The 20,426-nt window shown below is 69.1% G+C and carries 15 protein-coding genes and 1 riboswitch; of the genes, 4 read left to right on the forward strand and 11 right to left on the reverse strand.

Annotated elements, in window-relative coordinates; genetic code table 11:
- Positions 1 to 64 precede the first annotated feature (64 nt).
- Positions 65 to 283 carry a hypothetical protein gene (locus ABD134_RS06825; RefSeq protein WP_344228027.1) on the reverse strand — a complete coding sequence of 73 codons (219 nt, stop codon included), beginning with the start codon at positions 281 to 283 and terminating at the stop codon, positions 65 to 67.
- 157 nt (positions 284 to 440) lie between these two features.
- Here ABD134_RS06825 and ABD134_RS06830 point away from each other — a divergent pair, with 157 nt between their 5' ends.
- Positions 441 to 1,139: a response regulator gene (locus ABD134_RS06830; protein ID WP_344228029.1), complete on the forward strand. Its 699-nt coding sequence runs from the start codon at positions 441 to 443 to the stop codon at positions 1,137 to 1,139.
- A gap of 7 nt (positions 1,140 to 1,146) precedes the next feature.
- Here ABD134_RS06830 and ABD134_RS06835 read toward each other — a convergent pair whose 3' ends face one another.
- From ABD134_RS06835 to ABD134_RS06860, 6 genes are all read right to left on the reverse strand, one after another.
- Complete coding sequence (locus ABD134_RS06835) at positions 1,147 to 2,454, reverse strand: Y-family DNA polymerase (protein ID WP_344228031.1); 1,308 nt, start codon at positions 2,452 to 2,454, stop codon at positions 1,147 to 1,149.
- 43 nt (positions 2,455 to 2,497) lie between these two features.
- Complete coding sequence (locus tag ABD134_RS06840; protein ID WP_344228033.1) at positions 2,498 to 2,926, reverse strand: LexA family protein; 429 nt, start codon at positions 2,924 to 2,926, stop codon at positions 2,498 to 2,500.
- 18 nt (positions 2,927 to 2,944) lie between these two features.
- Complete coding sequence (locus ABD134_RS06845; RefSeq protein ID WP_344228035.1) at positions 2,945 to 4,111, reverse strand: thermonuclease family protein; 1,167 nt, start codon at positions 4,109 to 4,111, stop codon at positions 2,945 to 2,947.
- A gap of 175 nt (positions 4,112 to 4,286) precedes the next feature.
- Positions 4,287 to 5,504, reverse strand: a complete 1,218-nt coding sequence (gcvT, locus tag ABD134_RS06850) for a glycine cleavage system aminomethyltransferase GcvT (protein ID WP_344228037.1) — start codon at positions 5,502 to 5,504, stop codon at positions 4,287 to 4,289.
- An 11-nt stretch (positions 5,505 to 5,515) separates the two neighbouring features.
- Entirely contained in the window at positions 5,516 to 8,527 is a 3,012-nt protein-coding gene (gcvP, locus tag ABD134_RS06855) for an aminomethyl-transferring glycine dehydrogenase (protein WP_344228039.1), read from the reverse strand.
- A gap of 144 nt (positions 8,528 to 8,671) precedes the next feature.
- A riboswitch (glycine riboswitch) is annotated at positions 8,672 to 8,803 on the reverse strand.
- A 97-nt stretch (positions 8,804 to 8,900) separates the two neighbouring features.
- The gene (locus ABD134_RS06860; protein ID WP_344228041.1) at positions 8,901 to 10,130 is read right to left on the reverse strand and encodes an MFS transporter; all 1,230 of its coding nucleotides are present in this window, start codon (positions 10,128 to 10,130) and stop codon (positions 8,901 to 8,903) included.
- Positions 10,131 to 10,361: 231 nt separating this feature from the next.
- Here ABD134_RS06860 and ABD134_RS06865 point away from each other — a divergent pair, with 231 nt between their 5' ends.
- The gene (locus ABD134_RS06865) at positions 10,362 to 12,851 is read left to right on the forward strand and encodes an S-layer homology domain-containing protein (RefSeq protein WP_344228043.1); all 2,490 of its coding nucleotides are present in this window, start codon (positions 10,362 to 10,364) and stop codon (positions 12,849 to 12,851) included.
- Positions 12,852 to 12,978: 127 nt separating this feature from the next.
- The gene (locus ABD134_RS06870) at positions 12,979 to 14,547 is read left to right on the forward strand and encodes a TIGR01777 family oxidoreductase (protein ID WP_344228045.1); all 1,569 of its coding nucleotides are present in this window, start codon (positions 12,979 to 12,981) and stop codon (positions 14,545 to 14,547) included.
- An 8-nt stretch (positions 14,548 to 14,555) separates the two neighbouring features.
- Here ABD134_RS06870 and ABD134_RS06875 read toward each other — a convergent pair whose 3' ends face one another.
- Positions 14,556 to 15,467: an SDR family oxidoreductase gene (locus tag ABD134_RS06875; protein WP_344228047.1), complete on the reverse strand. Its 912-nt coding sequence runs from the start codon at positions 15,465 to 15,467 to the stop codon at positions 14,556 to 14,558.
- 80 nt (positions 15,468 to 15,547) lie between these two features.
- On the opposite strand from ABD134_RS06875, the gene ABD134_RS06880 reads away from it, so the two are divergent.
- Positions 15,548 to 16,306, forward strand: a complete 759-nt coding sequence (locus tag ABD134_RS06880) for a PIG-L deacetylase family protein (RefSeq protein WP_344228048.1) — start codon at positions 15,548 to 15,550, stop codon at positions 16,304 to 16,306.
- Positions 16,307 to 16,427: 121 nt separating this feature from the next.
- Here the strand turns inward: ABD134_RS06880 and ABD134_RS06885 are convergent, their stop codons facing one another.
- The 3 genes from ABD134_RS06885 to ABD134_RS06895 all read right to left on the reverse strand — a co-directional run bounded on the left by ABD134_RS06885 (position 16,428) and on the right by ABD134_RS06895 (position 20,425).
- Complete coding sequence (locus ABD134_RS06885; protein WP_344228050.1) at positions 16,428 to 16,970, reverse strand: CarD family transcriptional regulator; 543 nt, start codon at positions 16,968 to 16,970, stop codon at positions 16,428 to 16,430.
- A 162-nt stretch (positions 16,971 to 17,132) separates the two neighbouring features.
- The gene (locus tag ABD134_RS06890) at positions 17,133 to 18,599 is read right to left on the reverse strand and encodes a helix-turn-helix domain-containing protein (protein WP_344228052.1); all 1,467 of its coding nucleotides are present in this window, start codon (positions 18,597 to 18,599) and stop codon (positions 17,133 to 17,135) included.
- A 392-nt stretch (positions 18,600 to 18,991) separates the two neighbouring features.
- The gene (locus ABD134_RS06895) at positions 18,992 to 20,425 is read right to left on the reverse strand and encodes a dihydrolipoamide acetyltransferase family protein (protein WP_344228054.1); all 1,434 of its coding nucleotides are present in this window, start codon (positions 20,423 to 20,425) and stop codon (positions 18,992 to 18,994) included.
- Position 20,426: the final 1 nt, after the last annotated feature.

Below are 20,426 nucleotides of genomic sequence, written 5' to 3' on the forward strand. Positions count from 1 at the left end.
GGGCAGACCAGAAACCGGCCAACCCCGACGTGGAGCTGACCGGCCTACGGCGACTCATGAAGCCTTAACCGCAGAAACCGAACCAGCAGAAGAAGATCTTGGACCCGGAGCCCATGCCCATGGTGGACATGCCACCGGAGGAGTCCTTGGAGATGGGCTGGGTCTGGAGCGTAGGGGGAAGCACTGAACCGGAGGTAGGGGCTTCCGCGGCCGCAGCCGGGGAAACGAGGAGGGCAGATGAGACAAGGACAGCCGCAGCTGAGGCCATGAGGGTGCGTTTCATGACTTCATTATGACCCTGACGCGGCCCGTTCTCCAGATTAAGAGACGTTTTACAGCCTTTTCCTAGGTTCGGCAACGGCGTGGCTCCGTGGAAGCCGAAATACTGAACTCACGCACGTCAAGCTCTTTTGGCGCTTCCCACCGACTACCCTGGGTCCATGCCGGATTCCAATTCCTCCCCCCTGTCGGTGCTCATCGTGGATGACCAACCTCTCATGAGCGGCGCACTGAAGGTGCTGGTCGAGAATTCTGCCGACATGAACTGCGTGGGCATCGCCGCCAATGGCGCAGAAGCGTTGGAAACGTGCAGGGCCGTCCACCCGGACGTTGTGCTCATGGACATGCAGATGCCTGTCATGGGCGGCGTCGAGGCCACGGAGCGCATCACCGCGGATTTCCCGGACACCAGCGTCCTGGCCATCACCACCTTCACCTCGGAGCCCTACCTGGTGCCGGCGTTGAGGGCGGGCGCGGCCGGTTACCTCCTCAAGGACGCCGACCCGGAGACGATCATCAGCGCCATCTGGAGCGTGCATCGCGGAGAGTCCGTCCTCTCCCCCGCCGTGACCCGCAAGCTGCTCTCCTCCATCGAGGAGGACGACCGTCCCGGGGTCGGGGCGGCCGCAGTGGCCCCCGGCGACCCGGATGGCTCGGACCTGACGCCTCGCGAACTCGATGTCCTGCGCCTGCTGGCCCGGGGCCGGTCCAACCCAGAGATCGCCGAGGAACTGCACCTCTCGGAATCCACGGTCAAGGCGAACCTCTCCAAGATCATGGAAAAGCTCGAGGTCCGGGACCGCGTCCAGGTGATCATCCGCGCTGCGCAGCTGGGGCTCGTCACCCTCTCCCTGGGCTGACTCCGCCTCAGGCCCGGACCACGGGCAGCTCCGAGAACCTCGTGGTGTACTGCGGTGAAGCGAACTCACGGCGCATGGTCCACGTCCCCTGCTCGGTCAAGCCGCCAGGGCCTAGGCCGATCGAGGTTCCCCCGAACCGTCCGCGGACACGCTCCAGAACGTCCTCCAGGTGCCGGTCAGGGCCGTCACCGGCACCCTGTGCCCCCTCGAAGTCCTCGAATCCGGTCAGCATCTCCTGCCCGGTTGCCGCCGCTCCCAACCCAGACAGCATGACGCCGGCACGGGTATAGGGCACCCCCTCCCGCAGCACTGACCGCATCGCGCCCACGGCCGCCCGAGTGATGGCGATCGGGTCGGCGGTGGCACGCGGGAGGGCCACCGACCTGGAGACCGATCCATCGGGCCCGGAGAACCGGGAGGTCCCGGCCGTGACCAGGACGGTCCTGGCGTGCTGACCCTGCACAGCCAAGCGGGCTGCGGCGCGCTGCGCGTAGAGATTCATGACATCGTCCATGTCCGCACCGGTCGTCACCGGCCTGGAGAAGGAACGCGAGAAGATGACCTGGCCCGGGCCCGCCTGCTCGTCCACGTCCGGAACGCATGGCACTCCGCCCAGTTCCAGGACGGTCCGTTCCAGCACCACGGAGAACCGGGAGCGGATCCACGCCGGGTCCGCGGACCGCAGTTCGGCGATGCTCCGGATCCCCAGCCGTTCCAGTTTCTCCCCTGACTTGCGGCCCACGCCCCAGACCTCGGTGACCGGGAGCCGCTCCATCAACCCGTCCACGAAGGCGGGCCGGGCCGCATCCATGGAGAAGACGCCTCCGATCCTGGCGTCGTCCGGGTTGTTCTTGGCCACGTGGTTGGCGAACTTCGCCAGCGTCTTGGTCGAGGCGATCCCCACGCACACCGGGAGCCCGAGATGACGGGCCACCGCCGCCCGGACGTCTCGCCCGGACTGAAGGGCCTGCTGCGGGGTACCGGTCAACCCGATGAAGCACTCATCAATCGAGTACACCTGTTGCCAGGTGCCCCAGCGCCCCAGCAACTCCATCACACGGGCGGACATGTCCCCGTAGAGCTCGTAGTTGGAGGAACGCGCCACGAGCCCCCAGGTGGCTGCCTGCGGGGCGATCTTGAACCACGGCATCCCGGTGGTGATCCCCAGTGCCTTCGCCTCCGGTGATCGCGCCACCACGCAGCCGTCGTTGTTGGACAGCACCACCACCGGCCGGTTCTCCAGCCGGGGATCGAAGGCTCGCTCACAGGAGACGTAGAAGTTGTTGACGTCCACCAGGGCCAGGTGATCAGTCACCCCACGTCCCTCCCGGTTGGAAACCGTCGACTTCACCGTTCACTCACAGTCGGTGCAGGCAGTAGGTGGCCACGCCCCAGATCTCCAGGGCATCCGCATCCTCCACACTCAGGGGAGCTGCCCCGTCGTCGGTCTGCAGTGCTACGGTACGCCGGCCCCCTGCAGTCCCGAGTGCGAGCCGGCGCACCAGGAGCTCTCCGTTGACCACGGCCACCACCACCGAGCCGTCCTGCGGGGTGGCCGCCCGGTCCACCACTAGCTCGTCGCCGTCGTCGATGCCGGAACCAACCATGGCCTGTCCGGACACCCGCATCAGGAACGTCGAGGTACGGTCGCGGACAAGTTCACGATTCAGATCGATCCCACCGTCCAGGTAGTCCCGGGCAGGAGAGGGGAAGCCGTGGGCGCGCGGCACCGGCCCAGCGGCCGAGGTCGGCTCCGGACCGTCCCCGGGCGGCGGCGTGATGGTCATGCGGCCGACGCCCGGACCCTAGTCGTCTCCACCAGCGTCGGTTTCCGCGGAGGACGGAGAGGCCGAACTGGGAGAGGGTGTCGGCGACGGTGTCGGCGGCGGTGTCGACGATGGGGACGGGGACGCAGTAGCCGAGGCTGAGGCAGAAGCGGATGCTGCCTCTGCTTCTGCCTCGGCCTCGGCCTCGGCCTGGCGCTGTTCTGCCTGGGCCTGGCGTTCGGCCTCCGCACGCTGGGCCTTCTCGCGCTGGGCCTTCTCGCGCTGTGCCTCCGCCTGGCGTTCCGCCGCCTCGCGCTGGCGCTTCGCCTCAGCCTGCCGCTTCTCTTCGGCCTGACGTTCGAGTTCCTCCCGCTCACGGGTCTGCAGCACGTTGCGCGTGCTGTTCATAGCTTTCAGGTCCGCTTGCGCGGCGGACAGAGCGCCCGTCAGCTTCTCCTGCAGCCGGGGCACGTCCGCAGCCCAGGCGAGTGAGGCCAGGGAGGTCCCCTCGGGATCGATGGTGGCGAAGGCCTTCTCCGCGGCCACGCCCTGCTCGACGGCGGCCGAGATCGTCTCGATCTGGGTTTCGGCCTCCTCGGAGGTGGTGGGGTGCTCCTCCGGCAGGTCCTCCAAGGCGGCCAGCGCGGGAACGATCCGGCCGGCCAGGGTGCACGGCGCGGCCGAGGAGTACAGTCCGGACTCCTCAGTGCGCGCGGTCGATTGGGCCTCGCCCAGTTCGCTGCCGAAACCTTTCCTCGGCTGCTCGGGCAGCGGCACGGCGAACCCCGCTTCGGCCTGCTGGAGATTGACGACCTCTCCCCCGTGGTGGACCAGGGCCAGCCGGGTGCCCTCGGGGCCGTCCGACTCCTCCGGAAACTCCAGCTGGACCAATTCCCCGGGCTCGAGGAGTGTCGCCAGGTTGGCCATGGCCTCGTCCGCGAGGCAGTTCTCCACGGTGGGTTCCTCCCCCTCGGCTGCGGGTCGGGGAACCATCACACCGGCCAGCGTCACGGTCTCCTCGGTACCGTCCATGTTCACCACGAGGGTCTGGCCGTCCTCCACGCGCACCACATGGCCGCTGGATTCGGCCGTACGCACGCCCTTGATGGCGCTCAACACGGCCAGGGTCAGCAGGAGTGCCGCGAGGAGGACGAACGCGATGATGCCCAGTACGGGGACCCGTCGGGCGGTTCGCTGTTCTGTCATATTCTTCCTGCAGTGGGGTGATCGCGGTGGCACTGAAGCTCGGGCAAAAGAGGAGAGCCACGGTGGCGCGGAGGGCCCGCAAGCTCAGAGAAGTCTACCAAGCGGGCCCTCCCCTCCCGGAACCCGAAGGCTGGGCGACGCCGGCCCCTCGGCTGGCGCAGAGGCCCTGGCCTCACTATTGGGCGCGGCGGTAGAACGGCGGTTCCACCACGGTGAACGGCTCGGCTTTGCCGCGCAGGTCCACGGAGAGCTCCGTGCCGGCATCCTTGAACGCGACGTCGATCCGGGCCAGGGCGATCGGGTGGCCCAACGTGGGGCTGGGGACCCCGGAGGTGACCTCGCCGATCTGCTGGCCGCCGCCGTCGAGCACGGGATACCCGGCCCGTGCCGCCCGGCGGCCGGCGCCCTTCAACGCGACGATCGTCTGGCCGGTGGTGACGCCGGTGCCGGCTGCACGGGCGGCCAGTAGGGCGTCTCGACCGACGAAGTCGGTCTCCTTCGTCTTGAGCGGCACCGCGTTGCCGGCCCCCGACTCGCTCGGCAGATGGCCGAGGTCGAGCTCCTGGCCGTAGAGCGGCATGCCGGCCTCCAGGCGCAGGGAATCCCGGCTGGCCAGCCCGCACGGGAGCAGGTCGACGCCGAGTCCCTCCGCCGCCCCGAGGAGCGCGCGCCAGACTGCGGAGGCTGCGGTGGCCAACACCCCACGGTCAGCCACGGGGCCGATGATCAGCTCGAAGCCGTCCTCGCCGGTATACCCGGTGCGGGCGGCCAAGACGGGCACGTCGCCGGTCTCCCCACCGGTCCGGATAGTGGCCGGGCGGGCGGAGTAGTACCCCATTCCGCCTAGCTCGGCGGCTTCTTCCTCGGGAAGGACAGTGGCAAGGATCCGGGCGGCCTCCGGGCCCTGCACGGCGACCAGGGCCGTCTGCGAGGACTCGTTGCGGACCGTGGCGTCGAATCCGGCGGAGCGCTCGTTCAGCGCAGCCGCCACGGCCGCGGCATTGCCGGCATTGGGGACCACGAGGAACTCACGCGCGTCCGGTTCGGCCGCGTCCTCACCACCGCCGTCCACCCGGTAGACGATCAGATCGTCCAAGATGGTCCCGGAATCCGTGCAGATCAGCGAGTACTTGGCTCGGCCCGGGGCGACGGCGGACACCCGGGCCGTCAGTGCGTAGTCCAGCGCCTCGGCCGCCTGCGGGCCGCTGATCCGCACCTCGCCCATGTGGGACAGGTCGAACAGGCCGGCGGAGGTGCGGACGGCCTGATGCTCGGCCAGCTCGGAACCGTACTTCAGGGGCATCTGCCAGCCGCCGAAGTCGGTGAAGGAGGCCCCCGCCTCCACGTGGACGCCGTGCAGCGGCGTGGTGCTGTTGCTGGTGCTCTCGCTCATGGTGGGTCCTGTCAGTGGGAGACGGAGGATGAGGACTCGATGCTGTCTGCGACCGCGGTGGCCGACGCCGCGGCATCGGCGGGATCGGACTCCTCGAAGGACTCGATCGGCGGGCAGGAGCAGAACAGGTTGCGGTCCCCCCAGGCACCGTCGATGCGGCCCACCGGTGGGAAGTACTTGTCCCGGCGCAACGAGTCCACCGGGTAGGCGGCCTGCGAGCGCGGGTAGCTGCGGTCCCATTCGTCCGCGGTGAGCACCTCGGCCGGGTGCGGGGCGTTGCGCAGCACGGAGTCGGCCAGCGTCTGCGGGGTAGTCGCCTCCATCTCGGCGTGGATGGCCAGCATGGCGTCGATGAACCGGTCGATCTCGGCCAGGTCCTCGGACTCGGTCGGCTCCACCATGAGGGTGCCGGTCACCGGGAACGCCAGGGTGGGGGCGTGGAAGCCGTAGTCGATCAGGCGCTTGCAGACATCTTCGGCGGTGACGCCGGACTTCGCGGTGAGTTCCCGCAGGTCCAGGATGCACTCGTGCGCCACCAGCCCGGTCTCGCCGGTGTAGAGAATCGGGAAGGCATCCCCGAGCTTCTTCGCCACGTAGTTGGCGTTGAGCAGGGCATACCGGGTGGCCTCGGTGAGGCCCTCGCCGCCCATCAGGTACAGGTAGGCCCAGGAGATCGGCATGACACCGGCCGAACCGTACGGTGCGGCGGTGATCGGCTGCTCGGCGGTGGGCAGGTACGGCTTGAGGTGCTCGGCCACGGCCACCGGGCCGACTCCGGGGCCGCCGCCGCCGTGCGGAATGCAGAAGGTCTTGTGAAGATTCAGGTGGGAGACGTCCCCGCCGAACTGACCCGGCTGGGCGAGACCGACGAGCGCGTTGAGGTTCGCTCCATCGATGTAGACCTGCCCGCCGGCCTCGTGCACCTTGCGGCAGACCTCCCGGACATCGGCGTCATAGACGCCGTGCGTGGAGGGGTAGGTGATCATGATGGCTGCGATCCGGCCGGCGTTGGCCTCGATCTTGGCCTCCAGGTCGGCCGAGTCGATGGTGCCGTCCGGGGCGGTGGCGACCACCACCACCTTGAGTCCGGCGAGCACCGCCGAGGCCGCGTTGGTGCCGTGGGCGGAGGCGGGGATGAGGCAGATGTCCCGCTCGCCCTCACCGTTGTCCAGGTGGTAGCGGCGGATGGCCAGCAGGCCAGCGTACTCGCCCTGGGACCCGGCGTTGGGCTGGATGGACACCCCGGCGTATCCGGTGATCTCCGCCAGCTTGTCCTCCAGGTCCCCCAGCAGGAAGCGCCACCCCTCGGTCTGGTGGTCCGGGGCGAACGGGTGGATGGAGCAGAACTCCGGCCAAGAGATGGACTCCATCTCGGCCGTGGCGTTCAGTTTCATGGTGCAGGAGCCCAACGGGATCATGGTCCGGTCCAGGGCCAGGTCGTAGCCGGAGAGGCGCTTGAGGTAGCGCAGCATCTGGGTCTCGGACTTGTAGGTGTTGAACACCGGGTGGGTCATGAACCGACTGGTGCGCCGCTGGGCGGCGGGGATGCGCGCGGAAGCCAGGGAGCCGGCGTCGTGGGTGGAGCTGTTGGTAGTGCTGGCGGCGTTGCTGTCCTGCCGTGCCGGGAGGGACTCGCGCGGGGCGCCGAAGGCCGAGAGCACGGCGACGAGGTCCTCATCCGTGGTGGTCTCGTCACAGGAGATGCCGACCGTGCCGGCGTCCACGAGGCGCAGGTTGACCCCGGCGGCCTCGGCGGCGGTGACCACGGTGCGGGCCAGGCCAGGCACCGAGACCTGGATCGTGTCGAAGAAGGCGTCCTGGATGAGCTGGAAGCCCTCGGTCTCCAGGGCGGCGGCCAGGCGGGTGGCCTGGCGGTGGGCATGCTGGGCGATCGCGGTGACGCCCTCCGGGCCGTGGTAGACCGCGAACATGGAGGCCACGATGGCCAGCAGCGCCTGGGCGGTGCAGATGTTGGAGGTGGCCTTCTCTCGGCGGATGTGCTGCTCACGGGTCTGCAGGGCCAGGCGGTACGCGGGCCGGCCTGCGGCATCCTGGGAGACGCCGACGAGGCGGCCGGGCAGCTGGCGTTCGAGTCCCTTGGGGACGGCCATGTAGGCAGCGTGGGGGCCGCCGAAGAACAGCGGGACGCCGAAGCGCTGGGTGTTGCCGACGGCGATGTCCGCTCCCTGCTCTCCCGGAGGCGTGATCAGGGCCAGGGACAGCAGGTCGGCGGCGATCGCGACCATGGCGCCCCGGTCCTTGGCCTGGGAGATCGCGGCGGAGTGGTCATGGACCCGTCCGGAGTCGCCGGGCTGCTGGAGGACGATGCCGCACAGGCCCTTCTCGTCCAGGTCGGCACCGAGCTCGGAGGGCAGGCCGGCGGCGAGGTCGGCGGTGCGGACGTCCAGGCCGAGCGCCTGGGCGCGGCCCTCGATCACGGCCCGGGTCTGCGGGTAGAGATCGGCGTCCAGCAGGGTGATGCCGTCTTTGGCCTTCTTGTTGGCACGGTGCATCAGCAGGACGGCCTCGGCGGCGGCCGAGGACTCGTCCAGCATCGAGGCGTTGGCGATCTCGAGGCCGGTGAGGTCGGAGACCATGGTCTGGAAGTTCAGCAGGGCCTCGAGGCGTCCCTGGGAGATCTCCGGCTGATACGGCGTGTACGCGGTGTACCAGGCCGGGTTCTCGAGCACCTTGCGCAGCACCACAGGTGGGGTGACAGTGTCGAAGAAGCCGCGGCCGATCATCTGGGTCTTGACGATGTTGCGGTTCGCGATGGTGCGCAGGTCCTCCAGCACGGCTGCCTCGGTGAGGGCCGGCGGCAGGTTCAACGGCATCTGCTGGCGGATATCGGCGGGGACGGCCGCGTCCACGAGGTCGTCCAGGGAGTCGAATCCCAGTTCGGCCAGCATCTGCTCGGCATCTGAGGGCCGCGGGCCGATGTGGCGGCTGGTGAAGGGAGCTGAAGCGGTATCCCGTGGTTCGTGGCGTGACACGGGGATGTCGGTGGCGGTGGTGGTCTGCATGGTGGTCCTCCAGGGCGCTGTGGGCACGGAACGGTACCTCCCCGCTCTGTCATCAACCTGAGAGATTCCGCCCGTATCTGGAGGATACGTCCTTGCACCGTCGGTGTCCGAGGGCGCTGGGCCCCGGAGCTTTCCAGAGTCGCCATGCCCTGCGCGGTACCGGTGCCTGAGAGATTCTCGGGGAGAAATTGCTCCTTCGGCGGCTGCTCCCCCGGTGTCCTAGCGGTCCAGGGGACCTCCGGCGGTGGGGTTGCGGCGCTCTCCCGCGCTGGGTGCGTGACGTGCCGACCAGTCTTCCACAGACGGCTCGCCCGTGGCACAGTTCGAGGTTCCCGGTGACGGCTGGGGCGTCTGTGGCCGGCGGCAGTTCAGGTCAGCGGCCGGCGCTGCGACTGCGGCGCAGCCAGAGCGGGATCCCCGCGAGCAGGATCAGGCCGGCCACCCCGGCGAAGGTGGGCTCTGTTCCCAGGTAGGTGAAACCCACACCGCCGAACAACCCTGCCAGCCCCAGCCCGGTGTCGAAGCTCATGTTCCATCCCACACTGGCCCGGCCGTGGCTGGCGGCTCGGGCGAAGGCCATCACCAGACTGGCGGACTGCACGGTGCCGATCCCGACTCCCATCAGCACCAGGCAGGCGGCCAGGAGCCAGGGTGAGTGCACCAGGACCACGGCCACCAGACTTGCCGCGGTCATGACGATCCCGGCCGTGTACACCGCTGTGTGATCGAGCCGATCCGTCAACGATCCCGAGATCCAGCGTCCGGCCACGGAGGCGGCCTGCATGGTCGCGATGAACACCGCCGGATGCGCGGTGTCCCCGCCCGGTCCGAACGCGATCACCAGCCCGTAGGCGGCCATACTGACGAGAAACGGCAGCAGCACCGGCCCCAGCGCGGCCCACCACCGCCCGGCCGCCGGACCGGAACCCGTGCCCGATGCGCGGGCCGCACCGCCCTGGTGTGCCTCACCCTCCACTGTGGCCTCCAGGGGCTCCAGCGGCTCGACGGTGCCTGTTCCGGAGACCTCAGCGGCTCGGTCCGGGACCCCACGCAGGGCCACGAAGGCGAGCAGCACGCACGTGGCGGCCATGAGCCGGAAGACCTCCAGTGGCACCACCCCGCTGAACCATAGGCCCAGCGGGGCACCCACAGCGGCGGCGGCCGAGGTCGCCGCCCCGAACTGCCCCAGCGCACGCCCCGCCCGGTCCGGCCGGGAGACCGCCGGGACGGCCGCCGTCGCCACCACCACCAGCACACCGAAGCCACATCCGACGGCCACACCGGCCACCAGGAGTGCCGCCACAGGGTGGGGGATGACGAGGCTCGCGCCGTGGCCACCGGCCATCAGCAACAGGGATGACCCGATGGTCCGGCGTGGTCCCCACCTCTGGCGCAGGGCGGGGGCCGCCGGCTGCACGGCGATCACACTGAGCATCATGATGGTCAGCAGGGTGCCGCCGGTGACTGCGGTCAGCCCACGGTCGAGACTGATCGGCACCATGGTGGAGTAGCTGAGGAAGAAGCCGGAGAATCCCCACACGGCGATCCACATCAGGCCCCCCAGGGCCGAGGGCCCTCGAGCGGAGTGAGATGGCGTGGTCACCCCCTCACCATAGGTGGATCGACGGAACCGCAGGCGGTATCCGGCTGGCCGGGCGGCCGGAGGTGAGTCCTCCAACGTTCGTCCTCCCTCCGGTCGCCCTCCGGCAACCTGGCGGCCATGAACATGTCGTTTACGGTCGCAACACTGAGTGCACCCTCGTCCACTCGCACCGCGGGGCAGCCACCGGGGAACTCCCCGCGCCGCCGTCGTGGTCTCCACCCGGAGGACACCATGCGCCACCGACTCACTGTCTCCTCGTCCCATCCGGTGTGCCGGGCCGGCTTCGGCCTTCTGGCCGCCGCTGTTCTGATCGGCACCGTTGCCGCCACCCCGGCCGCCGCCGTCGGGACGGCAAACCCTCTCGCTACCGCCGCCCAGGCCGCCGTGTCTGCTCCGTCACCGGCCGGTGACGGATTTCGCGTCCTGCCCTACCTGATGGAGCCGTCCGCCGAGTCCGTCGATCTGGTCTGGTTCTCGGAGACCGATGAGCCGGGCAGTGTGGTGGTCGACTACCCGGGTGAGGGGGCCGGCCCGGTGAGTCTGGAGTCCATTCCAGAACACCAGCCGCTGCTGGGATACACCGACGCCGAGCTGTCCCAGGACATCAAGGGTCTGGAGAAGGGGTCGTGGCTGAAGGGCGCCGAGAACTACAAGCACCGGGTGACGGTCCCCGGGCTGACCCCCGGAGCCGAGATCCGGTACACCGTCACTCAGGGCGCCGAGACCCATGAGTCGACCTTCACCGCCGGACCCGGACCTGACTGGGACGAACTGCGCATCGTGGCGTTCTCGGACACGGAGACCGAGCCCTACGGTCGCATCGAGCACCGTGAATGGGAACAGTCCCCCGTCAACGGATACACGGATGAGTCCATGGACCGCCCCGGCGAGGGCTCCGCCTGGGCCGAGAAGTTCGGGCATACCACCCGCTACGGCTCCTTCACCCTGAACTATCCGCTGGACCAGGACACCGCCCTGAAGGAGAACCTCAAGCACGTCGAGGCCGCTGATCCGGACCTGATGCTGATCGCCGGCGACCTTGCACAGGGGTCCGGATACCAACCCGCATGGGACGAGTTCTTCGGCTACTTCGCCGGCGAGAACGGCGATCTCGCCTCCCGGGTCCCGGTGCTCACCGCCCTCGGCAACTGGGAGACGTACGCCGCCCTCAACGGCGGTTACGGCACGGCCGAGGATCAGTCCCCGGCCGTGATCTCGAGGAACAAGTACCACTCCTACTTCGAACGGACCGGCGACGGCACGGACCCGGACAACCAGCAGTACCGCGGCTCCTACTACCGCACCGATCATGGGCCGGTGACGATCCTGACCCTGGACTCGACCAACGGCATCCCCGACGAGGACACCCGCACCGGAGAGCTGTCCGGAGAGATCTTCTCCGGCGATGACTCGAACCTGACCGAGGAGAACCTCTCCACGGACACCCAGGGTGAGTTCACGGTCGAGAGCTACACCAAAGCATTCAAAGACGTCTTCCCCGGCACCACCGACGCGGACGTGGACCTTCCCAACTTCAACGAGGGCACGGCTCAGTGGGCCTGGGCCCAGGAACAGTTGAAGGACGCGCAGGAGAAGGACCAGATCGTCCTCGTGCAGTTCCACCACGCCGCCTACTCCAACGGCGTCCACGGGACCCCGCCGAACCATGAGCACGCCGACAACCAGTCCGGCGTGGCCATGCGCGCCTACACCCCGATGTTCGAGGAGTACGGCGTCTCCGCCGTGATCTCCGGGCATGACGAGATGTTCGAGCGCTCCTGGGTGGACTCCGACGGCGATGGGCAGGGCTTCCACTCCTTCGACGTGGGTGTGGCCGCCGACGGCCTGCGCGGAGAGCAGCTCGCCCTGAACGACGAAGGTGACTACGAGCCGATCCGCTTCAACACCTCCTCTGAGTGGATGGCCGCGGCAGACGCCCCGGAGACGTGGGCGGAACGTGACGGCGTGCTGCAGCTCGAGGACGGTGGACTGCACTACGGCCACCTGCAGATCGACCTGAAGCACGTCGGCGAGGGCACCGAAATCACCCTGTCCCCCGTCTACGTCTTCCCGCAGCTGGACAGCGAGTACAACCTGATCGGGACCGAACGCCGCGTGTATGACGACGTCACCACCTTCACCGTGGACCGTGATGGAACCGATGAGCCGGCCGCCCCTGAACAGCCGATGGACTTCACGGACAATGCCCCGGGCTCGCAGTACTACGCGCCGGTGCGCTGGCTGCAGCTGGAGGGTATCTCCACCGGCCACGCCGACGGCAGCTACCGCAAGTTCGACGACATCTCCCGTGGTGAGTCGGTGGCCTTCCTGTACCGCTACCTGGACGGCACCGCCGGTGCGGGCGAGGACTTCTCGGACGTGACGGATCAATCCTCCTTCTATGACGAGATCAGTTGGGCCACCGCCGAAGGCGTCACCACCGGCTACATCGACGGCACCTTCCGTGCCGCCGAGGACGTGACCCGTGGCGAGTTCGTGTCCTTCCTCTACCGGGCCTCCGGAGCGGAGACCACTGCTCCCGAGGAGCCGGCCTTCCCGGACGTGGACGTGAACAGCGCGCACGCCGAGGCCATCGCCTGGGCCGCCTCCCAGGGTGTCGTCAACGGCTACCAGGACGACATGTTCCGCCCACATGAGCCGATCCACCGCGCCGAGGTCGCCACCGTGTTGAGCCACTTCGACGCGGCCGCCACGGAGTAGCGCCGTCGCTCCACTGAAACGGGCCAGAGCGGAAGGATAAACGGGGGTGCCGACCACGACGGTCGGCACCCCCTTCTCGTGATCACGATCTGGCATCCGTGGAGCCTTCCTGTGGAAGAGTTGGCCCATGCCCGTCTTTGAACGCCGCTCCCTGGTCCCCCACGACCGGTCCACCGTGTTCGCCTGGTTCTCCCGGCGCGGTGCGCTCGTCCGCCTCACGCCGCCGTTCGCTGGTTCCGTGCGGCGTGAACCGGAGGGGCTCGACGTCGGCTCGGTCGCCCGGTTGGGCATCGGCGCGCCGGGGTCCTTGGGCCTGGGCCTGGAGTCGGCCACCGGCCTGGCCAGGACCGTCCTGCCCTTCCGGTTGCCGCAGTGGTTCGCCCCCGAGGCCCCCTGGACGGCTCGGCACACCGCACTGGAGCCGGACCGCATGTTTCGGGACGAGATGGCCTCGGGCCCGCTGAAGTCCTGGGTCCACACGCACACCTTCGAGGACGCGGCTCCCGGGGAAATGGATACCGCGGATGGCCGCCCCGGTTGCGTGGTCCTCGACCACATCGAGTATGAGCTCCCGGCCGGGGCCGTCCTGCGCCGCAAGGGCTCGGTGTGGTCCCGGGCCGGGCGATGGACGGAGGAGCGACTCGAGGCCGAGCTGGACCGGCAGTTCACCTACCGGACCGACCAGCTCCGCGAGGACCTGGCCTTCCACGCCGCCCACCCCGTGCTGTCCGCCGAGTCCGACGAATCCGGGAACCCACGCCGGCTGACCATCGCCGTGTCCGGGGCCAGCGGCCTGATCGGCACCCAATTGTGCGCCCTGTTGGCCGGCGGCGGGCACCGCGTCCTGCGCCTGGCCCGCAACGGCGACCGGACCCCTGCGACCGATGCGATCGAGTGGGATCCGGCCTCCGGGATACTGGACGCCGAGGCGCTCCGGAGCGCCGACGTCGTGGTGAACCTGTCCGGTGAGACCATCGGCGGGCGGCTCTCCGAGGCCCACCGCTCCGAGGTGCTGCAGTCCCGGCTGGCAGCCACCGGGTTGCTCGCCCGGACGCTCGCGGAGTTGGCCGACGACGGCCGGCCACGGGCGCTCGTGAACGCCTCCGCGGTCGGCTACTACGGAGCCGAGGCCGGCACCGGCCCCCGTGGCGAGGGTCTGCTGGAGACCGATCCGCCCGGAGACGACTTCCTGGCAGAGGTCTGCCAGCAGTGGGAGCGCGCCACCGCGCCGGCCGCCCGGGCGGGGGTCCGGACGGCGATGATCCGCACCGGCCTGGTGCTGACGCCGGCCGGGGGTGTCCTGCAGCAGCTGCTGCCGCTGTTCCTCCTCGGCGCGGGTGGTCCCCTGGGCACCGGCAAGGACCGGAACCCGTGGCAGAGCTGGATCTCGATCGACGACATCGTGGGGCTCTTCGCGCACGCCGCCCTCACGGACACCGTGGAGGGACCGGTCAACGGCACCGCGCCGGAGCCCGTCCAGGCCCGGGACTTCGCCGCCACCCTCGGACGGGTGCTCCGCCGCCCCTCGGCCGTACCCCTGCCGGCGGCCGCTCCCACAGCGTTACTGGGCTCTGAGGGCAACCGGCTGCTGGTCGAGGCGGACCAGCGGGCCGGGGCGGACCGGGCCCAAGACTCCGGCTACACCTACCGCCATCCGTACCTGGAATCGGCCCTGCGGCACGTGCTGGGACGCTGACCTTTAGCTCAGAACACCGGCAGTCCGCCGGTCACGCCCACCACGGACCCGGAGACGAAGCTGGCCTCCGCTGGGCTGGCCAGGAACACGTAGGCGCCGGCCAGTTCGGCCGGCTGACCGATCCGCCCCAACGGGGTGTCGGCGCCCATGTGGGAGACCGCCTCCGGTTCCTTGGTGGCCGGCTGAAGCGGCGTCCACACCGGCCCCGGAGCCACGGCATTCACGCGGATGCCCTGAGCACCCAACTCACCGGCGAGGTTCGCCGTGACGTTGTTCAGGGCCGCCTTCGTGGCGGCGTAGTCGATCATCGTCTCGGAGGGCTGGTAGGCCTGCACCGACGTCGTGATGATGATGCTGTCCCCCGCACCCAGGTGGGGCAGGCAGGCCCGGCTCAGCCAGAGCGTCCCGTAGAGGTTGGTCTTCACAGCGCGGTCCAGGTCCTGGGTGCGCAACCCGCCGAGCCCCGGTTCGCCGCGCGCCCAGTGGTAGCCCGCGTTGTTGACCAGGATGTTCAGCCCGCCGAGCCCGGCCACGGCCTCCTCGGCGATCCGCTGGCATTCCGCCTCGTCCCGCAGGTCCCCCGGGACGGCCACGGCGTTCCGGCCGGCCTTGTCGATCCAGCCGATGGTGTCCGAGGCGTCCTCGGCCTCCTCTGGGAGGTAATTGATGGCCACGTCCGCACCTTCCCGCGCGAACGCGATGGCCACGGCCCGGCCGATGCCGGAATCACCCCCGGTGATGAGCGCCTTCAGTCCCTCCAGCCGTCCGCGGCCGACCCAGCTGGACTCGCCGTGGTCCGGCACTGGTTCCATGGGCGCCGTCAGGCCGGGTGGTTCCTGCTGCTGAGGCGGCATGGTGCCGTCGGATCCCGCCATGGACCGCGCGTGCCGCCCGGCCTCCGTCAGGTCATCATCCTTCATGGTGTCCCCTTCATATGTTGGCCGGGCCTTCCCTATGCCACCCTAGGAGCACCACTGACACGGCCGGAAGGTCTGAGCACATGACTGACACCATCCCCAACTTGCTCCCCGTTCCCGACGACGGCTGGTCCCGGGTGCTGTGCATCGTCGCCCACCCGGATGACATGGAGTACGGCACGTCCGCAGCCGTGGCCGCGTGGACCGCACGGGGCATCGAGGTCACCTATCTGCTACTCACCGCGGGCGAGGCCGGCATGGCCGAGCCACCGGACATCGTTAGGCCCTTGCGGGCCGCGGAGCAACGAGGGGCCTGTTCCGAGGTGGGCGTGGAGGATCTTCAGATCCTGGACCATCCCGACGGGATGCTTGAGTACGGGCTGGCCCTGCGCCGGGACATCGCCCGCACTGTACGGACCGTGCGCCCGGACGCCGTGGTCACCGCCAACTTCGACTTCGAAGCCTACGGCGGACTGAACCAGGCCGACCACCGCGCTGCCGGACTGGCGGTGGTGGACGGTGTGCGGGATGCGGACAACCCCTGGGTCTTCCGCGATCTGGCCGAGGTCGAGGGCCTGAAGCCGTGGCACGTCTCCGCCCTCCTGGTGGCCGGCCACGAACGCCCCACCCACGCCGTGCCGGTGGAAGTCACGGCGGTGACGGCCGCCATCGCCTCCCTGAACCGCCACGAGGCCTACCTTGCGCACGTGACCGGCCACCCGAAGCCGGAGGAGTTCATCCCGGAGATCCTGCGGGCCGGGGGCGCGCGGTTCGGCTCGGACCACGCCGTGACGTTCCGCGTGTTCGATCTGGGCGGGCTCGGCGGCGGTTCCGCCGGCTGAGCATAGCTGTCCGAAGCTGACCAAAGTTGACCAAAAACGTGTGGTGGCATCTTTGGGGGGGTGATGGAGTTCCATCAGCCCCAAAGATGCCACCACACGGTGGTTCAGAGGGCGGCCGTTGTCAGGCCATGGCTGGTTCGGCGCCCGAGGCGTCAGCGGCGAAGCCCAGCTCGTCCAATGAGGCGCCGTTGGCCACGGCGTCGATGACCTCCACGGCCTCCTCCTCGGAGATCTCCAGAGCCAGGGCGACCTCGGCGGCCAGTGGTGCCTGGGCGGCGCGGAAGAGGTCCTTCTCGGCCATGGACAGGCCCTTGGTGTCGCGGCGGCGGCCCAGGTCTCGGACCACTTCGGCGATCTGCTCGAGCAGACCGGAGGCCACGCGTTCCTGATTAGCCTTCATCCGGCGGGACCACTGCTTCTCCTCGACACCGGTCGGCTCCTGCACGACCTCGAGGAGGGAGCGCAGGTGGGCTCGGCCATAGACCTCACGGACGCCGATCTCTTCCACCTTGGACTCCGGGATGGACACCACCAGGTTGTTGCTCCGAATGGTGAGCTCAATGTAGGTCACCTCCGTCCCCTTGACGGTGCGCTGCGTGCGGTTTGTGACCGCCGCGGGACCGTGGTGGGGGTGAACAACAAGCTTGCCGGGGCTCAACTGCATGTATATGTCACTTTCCTTCGGTGCGAAGGCCTCCCCCAGCACCTGGCCCGTCCACGGGCCGGGTGCTTTCCGTGAGTTTGGCTGACCACCATTTTCTCACAAATACGGGACAGGTGCCGCCCTATGCTCTAGGCTTCTCCCCCTTGACAGCACCGGCCCCGCTTACCTTTCCTGCGAGCGCAGGAATTCGAAGACCTCCACCTCGTCCACCCCGGGGAAGGCCCCGGAGGGCATGGCGGCGAGCAGATGGGCGTTGGCCCGGGCGGCCGGCCAGGCATGGCCTCCCCAGTCAGCCTCAAGATCCGGGGACGGTTGCCGGCAGCACGTCGGATCCGGGCACCGGGACACGGATCGCGAGGTGGTGTCCGCGCCGCGGAACCAGCGGGCATGGTCGAAGGGCACGCCGATGGACAGCGAATAGAAACCGGAGGAGTGCGCCTCCACCACGGCGGTGCACCAGTACGTACCGGCCGGGGTATCCGTGTACTGGTTGAAGGCACGGAACCGGTCGGCCACGCCGAACACCTCGCGGGAGGTCCAGTTCCGGCACACCTGCTGCCCCTCGATGGCACCGGTGTGGTCGGCGGGGAAGGAAACGCCGTCGTTCTCGTAGGCCTTGTGGATGATGCCGGACTCGTGGACCTTCTGGAAGTGGCACGTGATCCCGAGATGCTCCGTCGCCAAGTTGGTGAACCGGTGCGCGGCGGACTCGTAGGAGACCCCGAAGGCGTCCCGCACGTCCTCGATGGCCAGGTCCCGCTGGGCCTTGGCGTTCTTCAGGAACTTCACCGTCTCCTTCTGCGGCATCATCAGGGCGGCCGCAAAATAGTTGGTGTAGACGCGCTGGCGCAGGAAGTCCGAGTAGTCGGCGGGCTCCCCGTGCCCGAGCACGTAGGCGCCGATGGCCTGGAGCAGCACTGACCGGGGATCATGATCCGGGTTGCGTGCCCGGGAGAGGTAGAACCGCCGGTTCTTCAGGTCCGTCACCGAACGCGTGGAGTGAGGCAAGTTGGAGACGGAGTGCACCGAGAATCCCAGATGGTCGGCCAGGTCAGCGGCCGCGTGATGGCTGAGCGGCCCACCGGAGTGCCCGACGGCGTCCAGCAGGTCCTGCGCCTTCCGCTCCAGTTCCGGGTAGTAGTTGTGGTGCTCCTTCATCTCCTGGCGCAGTTCGGAGTTCGCCCGACGGGCCTCCTCCGGAGTGGCGGCCTGCTCCTCCATGCGGCGGTTCAGCTCCGCCTCCAGCCCGGCGATGACCTCGAGCACCTCGGTGGGGGTGCGCGGCGAGATCTTGATCTGCGGCAGCCCCAGGCTCGCGTAGTGGTCGGTGCGCTGGGCCTTCTCCACCAGGATCTCCAGGGCGGCCCGGCGGCTCGGGGCCTCGGACGCCAGCAGTTCCTCCACCGTGGCACCGTGGAGGCCGGCCAGCCTGGAGAGCAGGGACAGCCGGGGCTCCCGCTTGCCGTTCTCCACCAGGGACAGGTGGGATCCGGTGGCCCCGACGGCCTCGGCGGCCTGGTCCAGGGTCAGCCCGGCCTCCTTGCGCAGATGCCGCAGGCGCCGGCCGAGCACGACCGGGTCGAGAGTGGGTGCCGTTGCGGCATCACTGGATGCTGAAGTGAGGACCATCACTCCAGGATAGTCAAACACTGCAGGTCTTGTCAGCAAGTGCGAGAAATCGCATTGAGATACTGTCAATTCTGCACTTTTCTCCCAATCGGAACTCCCGCCCCTCGTTCTGGGAGCAACCGTCCAGGCCGGCACAGCAACTGCCGCGACCGCTGCCGCCGCACCCGGTGTCAGTCCAGTCCCGGGCGCCCCTCAGCTCTACGACCGGCAGTTCATGTCATTGCTGGATTCCACCCCGACCACGACGCCCACGCGGAGTCGCATGAGGGTCCTTCCGGAGGGGGTTCGGATATCCCTCATGGAAGTGGGCCAAGGTGACCACCAATTACGAGACTGGCAGACTCGTAACCCAACGCACGGTGAACAACCGGTGCGATTCGTGTGCTTCTCGACTACAGGTCCGCCAGCACCCCCACGGGATTCTCAAAGCAGTCCGCGACGAACCGCAGGAATCCCCCGGCTGTCCCGCCGTCACAGATCCGGTGGTCGAAGACCAGGGAGAGCTGCATGACCTTGCGCACGGCCAGCTCGCCGTCCACCACCCAGGCCCGGTCGATGATCCGTCCCATCCCGAGGATCGCGACCTCCGGATGGTTGATGATCGCCGCGGAGCCGTCGGTGCCGAACACCCCGTAATTGTTGATCGTGAAGGTTCCACCGGACAGGTCCCGCGGGGTCCCCTTGCCGGAGCGAGCCAGCTCGGTCAACCGGCGCAACTCGGCATTTAGCTCCCGGGCGGTCATGGCGTGAGCCCCGCGGATCGCCGGAACCACGAGGCCGCGCTCGGTCTGCACCGCGAAGCCGAGGTTGATGCCGTCAAAGGACACGATCCGGTGCCCGCCCCCGCCGTCCTCCTCGAAGCGCCGCGCCAGCTCGGGATACCGCCCCAGGCCCGCCAGTGCGAAGCGCGAGGCAAAGGCCAGCAGCCCCGGCACCTCCTGGTCTCCGCGCGCCTTCAGTGAGGTCCGCAGCTCCAGCAGCGGGGTGACGTCCACGTCCACCCAGATCGTGGCCTCGGGGATCTCGCGGCGTGAGCGGCTCATGGCCGCGGCGGTCACCTTGCGCACCCCGGAGACCTGCTCGACGCCGGCCACCCCCAGCCCCGTGCGCGGGTCCAGCTCCTCCGTGGGCTCCGGAGCCCACGATCCCCCACCGGCCGCAGCCGGCTCGGCACCGTGCGTCTCTGCTGACACCGAAGGGGCAGAGGAGACCGATTCCGCTCCGGCGCCGGCCAGCACATCGGCTCGCATGATCAGGCCACCCGGCCCGGTCCCCCGCACAGCGGCGAGGTCCACCCCGTGTTCACGGGCCAGCCGCCGCACGAGGGGGTTGACCACCCGCGGGGCTGGGCGATACGGCTCAGGCGCCTCGGTCGGCGACTCTGCGGCCGGTGACGCGGCGGTCGACGACCCGACCACCGGAGCATTCGCGGCTGCCTTGCGCCGCCGGGTACGGCCGGTCGCGGCACCACCGGGGGTGCCGTAGCCGATCAGGACGTTGCCAGAGCCGGCGTCGTCCTCCTCCTCCGGCTTCACCCCAGCGCGCTCCTCCTCACGGTAGGACTGGGCGCCCTCGCCAGACACCACACCGTCCTCGACGGACACCAGGGGCTTGCCCACCTCCAATGTCGTCCCGGCCTCGGCGTGCAGCGTCGCCACGGTGCCGCCGAAAGGACTGGGCACCTCGACGAGCGACTTGGCGGTCTCAACCTCGACGATCGGCTGGTCCACGGCCACGGTGTCTCCGGCGGCCACCAGCCACCGGATGATGTCAGCCTCGGTGAGGCCCTCTCCCAGGTCAGGGAGCAAGAAGGTGCGGATGGTCATG

Origin of the sequence: Citricoccus alkalitolerans (genome assembly GCF_039528175.1) — a bacterium.
GTDB lineage: Bacteria > Actinomycetota > Actinomycetes > Actinomycetales > Micrococcaceae > Citricoccus > Citricoccus alkalitolerans.

Excerpts from the sequence above, each read along its gene's own strand:
- ABD134_RS06830 (WP_344228029.1), top strand. The coding sequence starts at position 441 with ATGCCGGATTCCAATTCCTCCCCCCTGTCGGTGCTCATCGTGGATGAC.
- ABD134_RS06885 (WP_344228050.1), bottom strand. The coding sequence starts at position 16,970 with ATGCAGTTGAGCCCCGGCAAGCTTGTTGTTCACCCCCACCACGGTCCC.
- gcvP (WP_344228039.1), bottom strand. The coding sequence starts at position 8,527 with ATGCAGACCACCACCGCCACCGACATCCCCGTGTCACGCCACGAACCA.
- ABD134_RS06845 (WP_344228035.1), bottom strand. The coding sequence starts at position 4,111 with ATGACAGAACAGCGAACCGCCCGACGGGTCCCCGTACTGGGCATCATC.
- ABD134_RS06875 (WP_344228047.1), bottom strand. The coding sequence starts at position 15,467 with ATGAAGGATGATGACCTGACGGAGGCCGGGCGGCACGCGCGGTCCATG.
- ABD134_RS06895 (WP_344228054.1), bottom strand. The coding sequence starts at position 20,425 with ATGACCATCCGCACCTTCTTGCTCCCTGACCTGGGAGAGGGCCTCACC.
- ABD134_RS06840 (WP_344228033.1), bottom strand. The coding sequence starts at position 2,926 with ATGACCATCACGCCGCCGCCCGGGGACGGTCCGGAGCCGACCTCGGCC.
- ABD134_RS06880 (WP_344228048.1), top strand. The coding sequence starts at position 15,548 with ATGACTGACACCATCCCCAACTTGCTCCCCGTTCCCGACGACGGCTGG.
- ABD134_RS06865 (WP_344228043.1), top strand. The coding sequence starts at position 10,362 with ATGCGCCACCGACTCACTGTCTCCTCGTCCCATCCGGTGTGCCGGGCC.
- ABD134_RS06825 (WP_344228027.1), bottom strand. The coding sequence starts at position 283 with ATGAAACGCACCCTCATGGCCTCAGCTGCGGCTGTCCTTGTCTCATCT.
- ABD134_RS06870 (WP_344228045.1), top strand. The coding sequence starts at position 12,979 with ATGCCCGTCTTTGAACGCCGCTCCCTGGTCCCCCACGACCGGTCCACC.
- ABD134_RS06890 (WP_344228052.1), bottom strand. The coding sequence starts at position 18,599 with ATGGTCCTCACTTCAGCATCCAGTGATGCCGCAACGGCACCCACTCTC.
- gcvT (WP_344228037.1), bottom strand. The coding sequence starts at position 5,504 with ATGAGCGAGAGCACCAGCAACAGCACCACGCCGCTGCACGGCGTCCAC.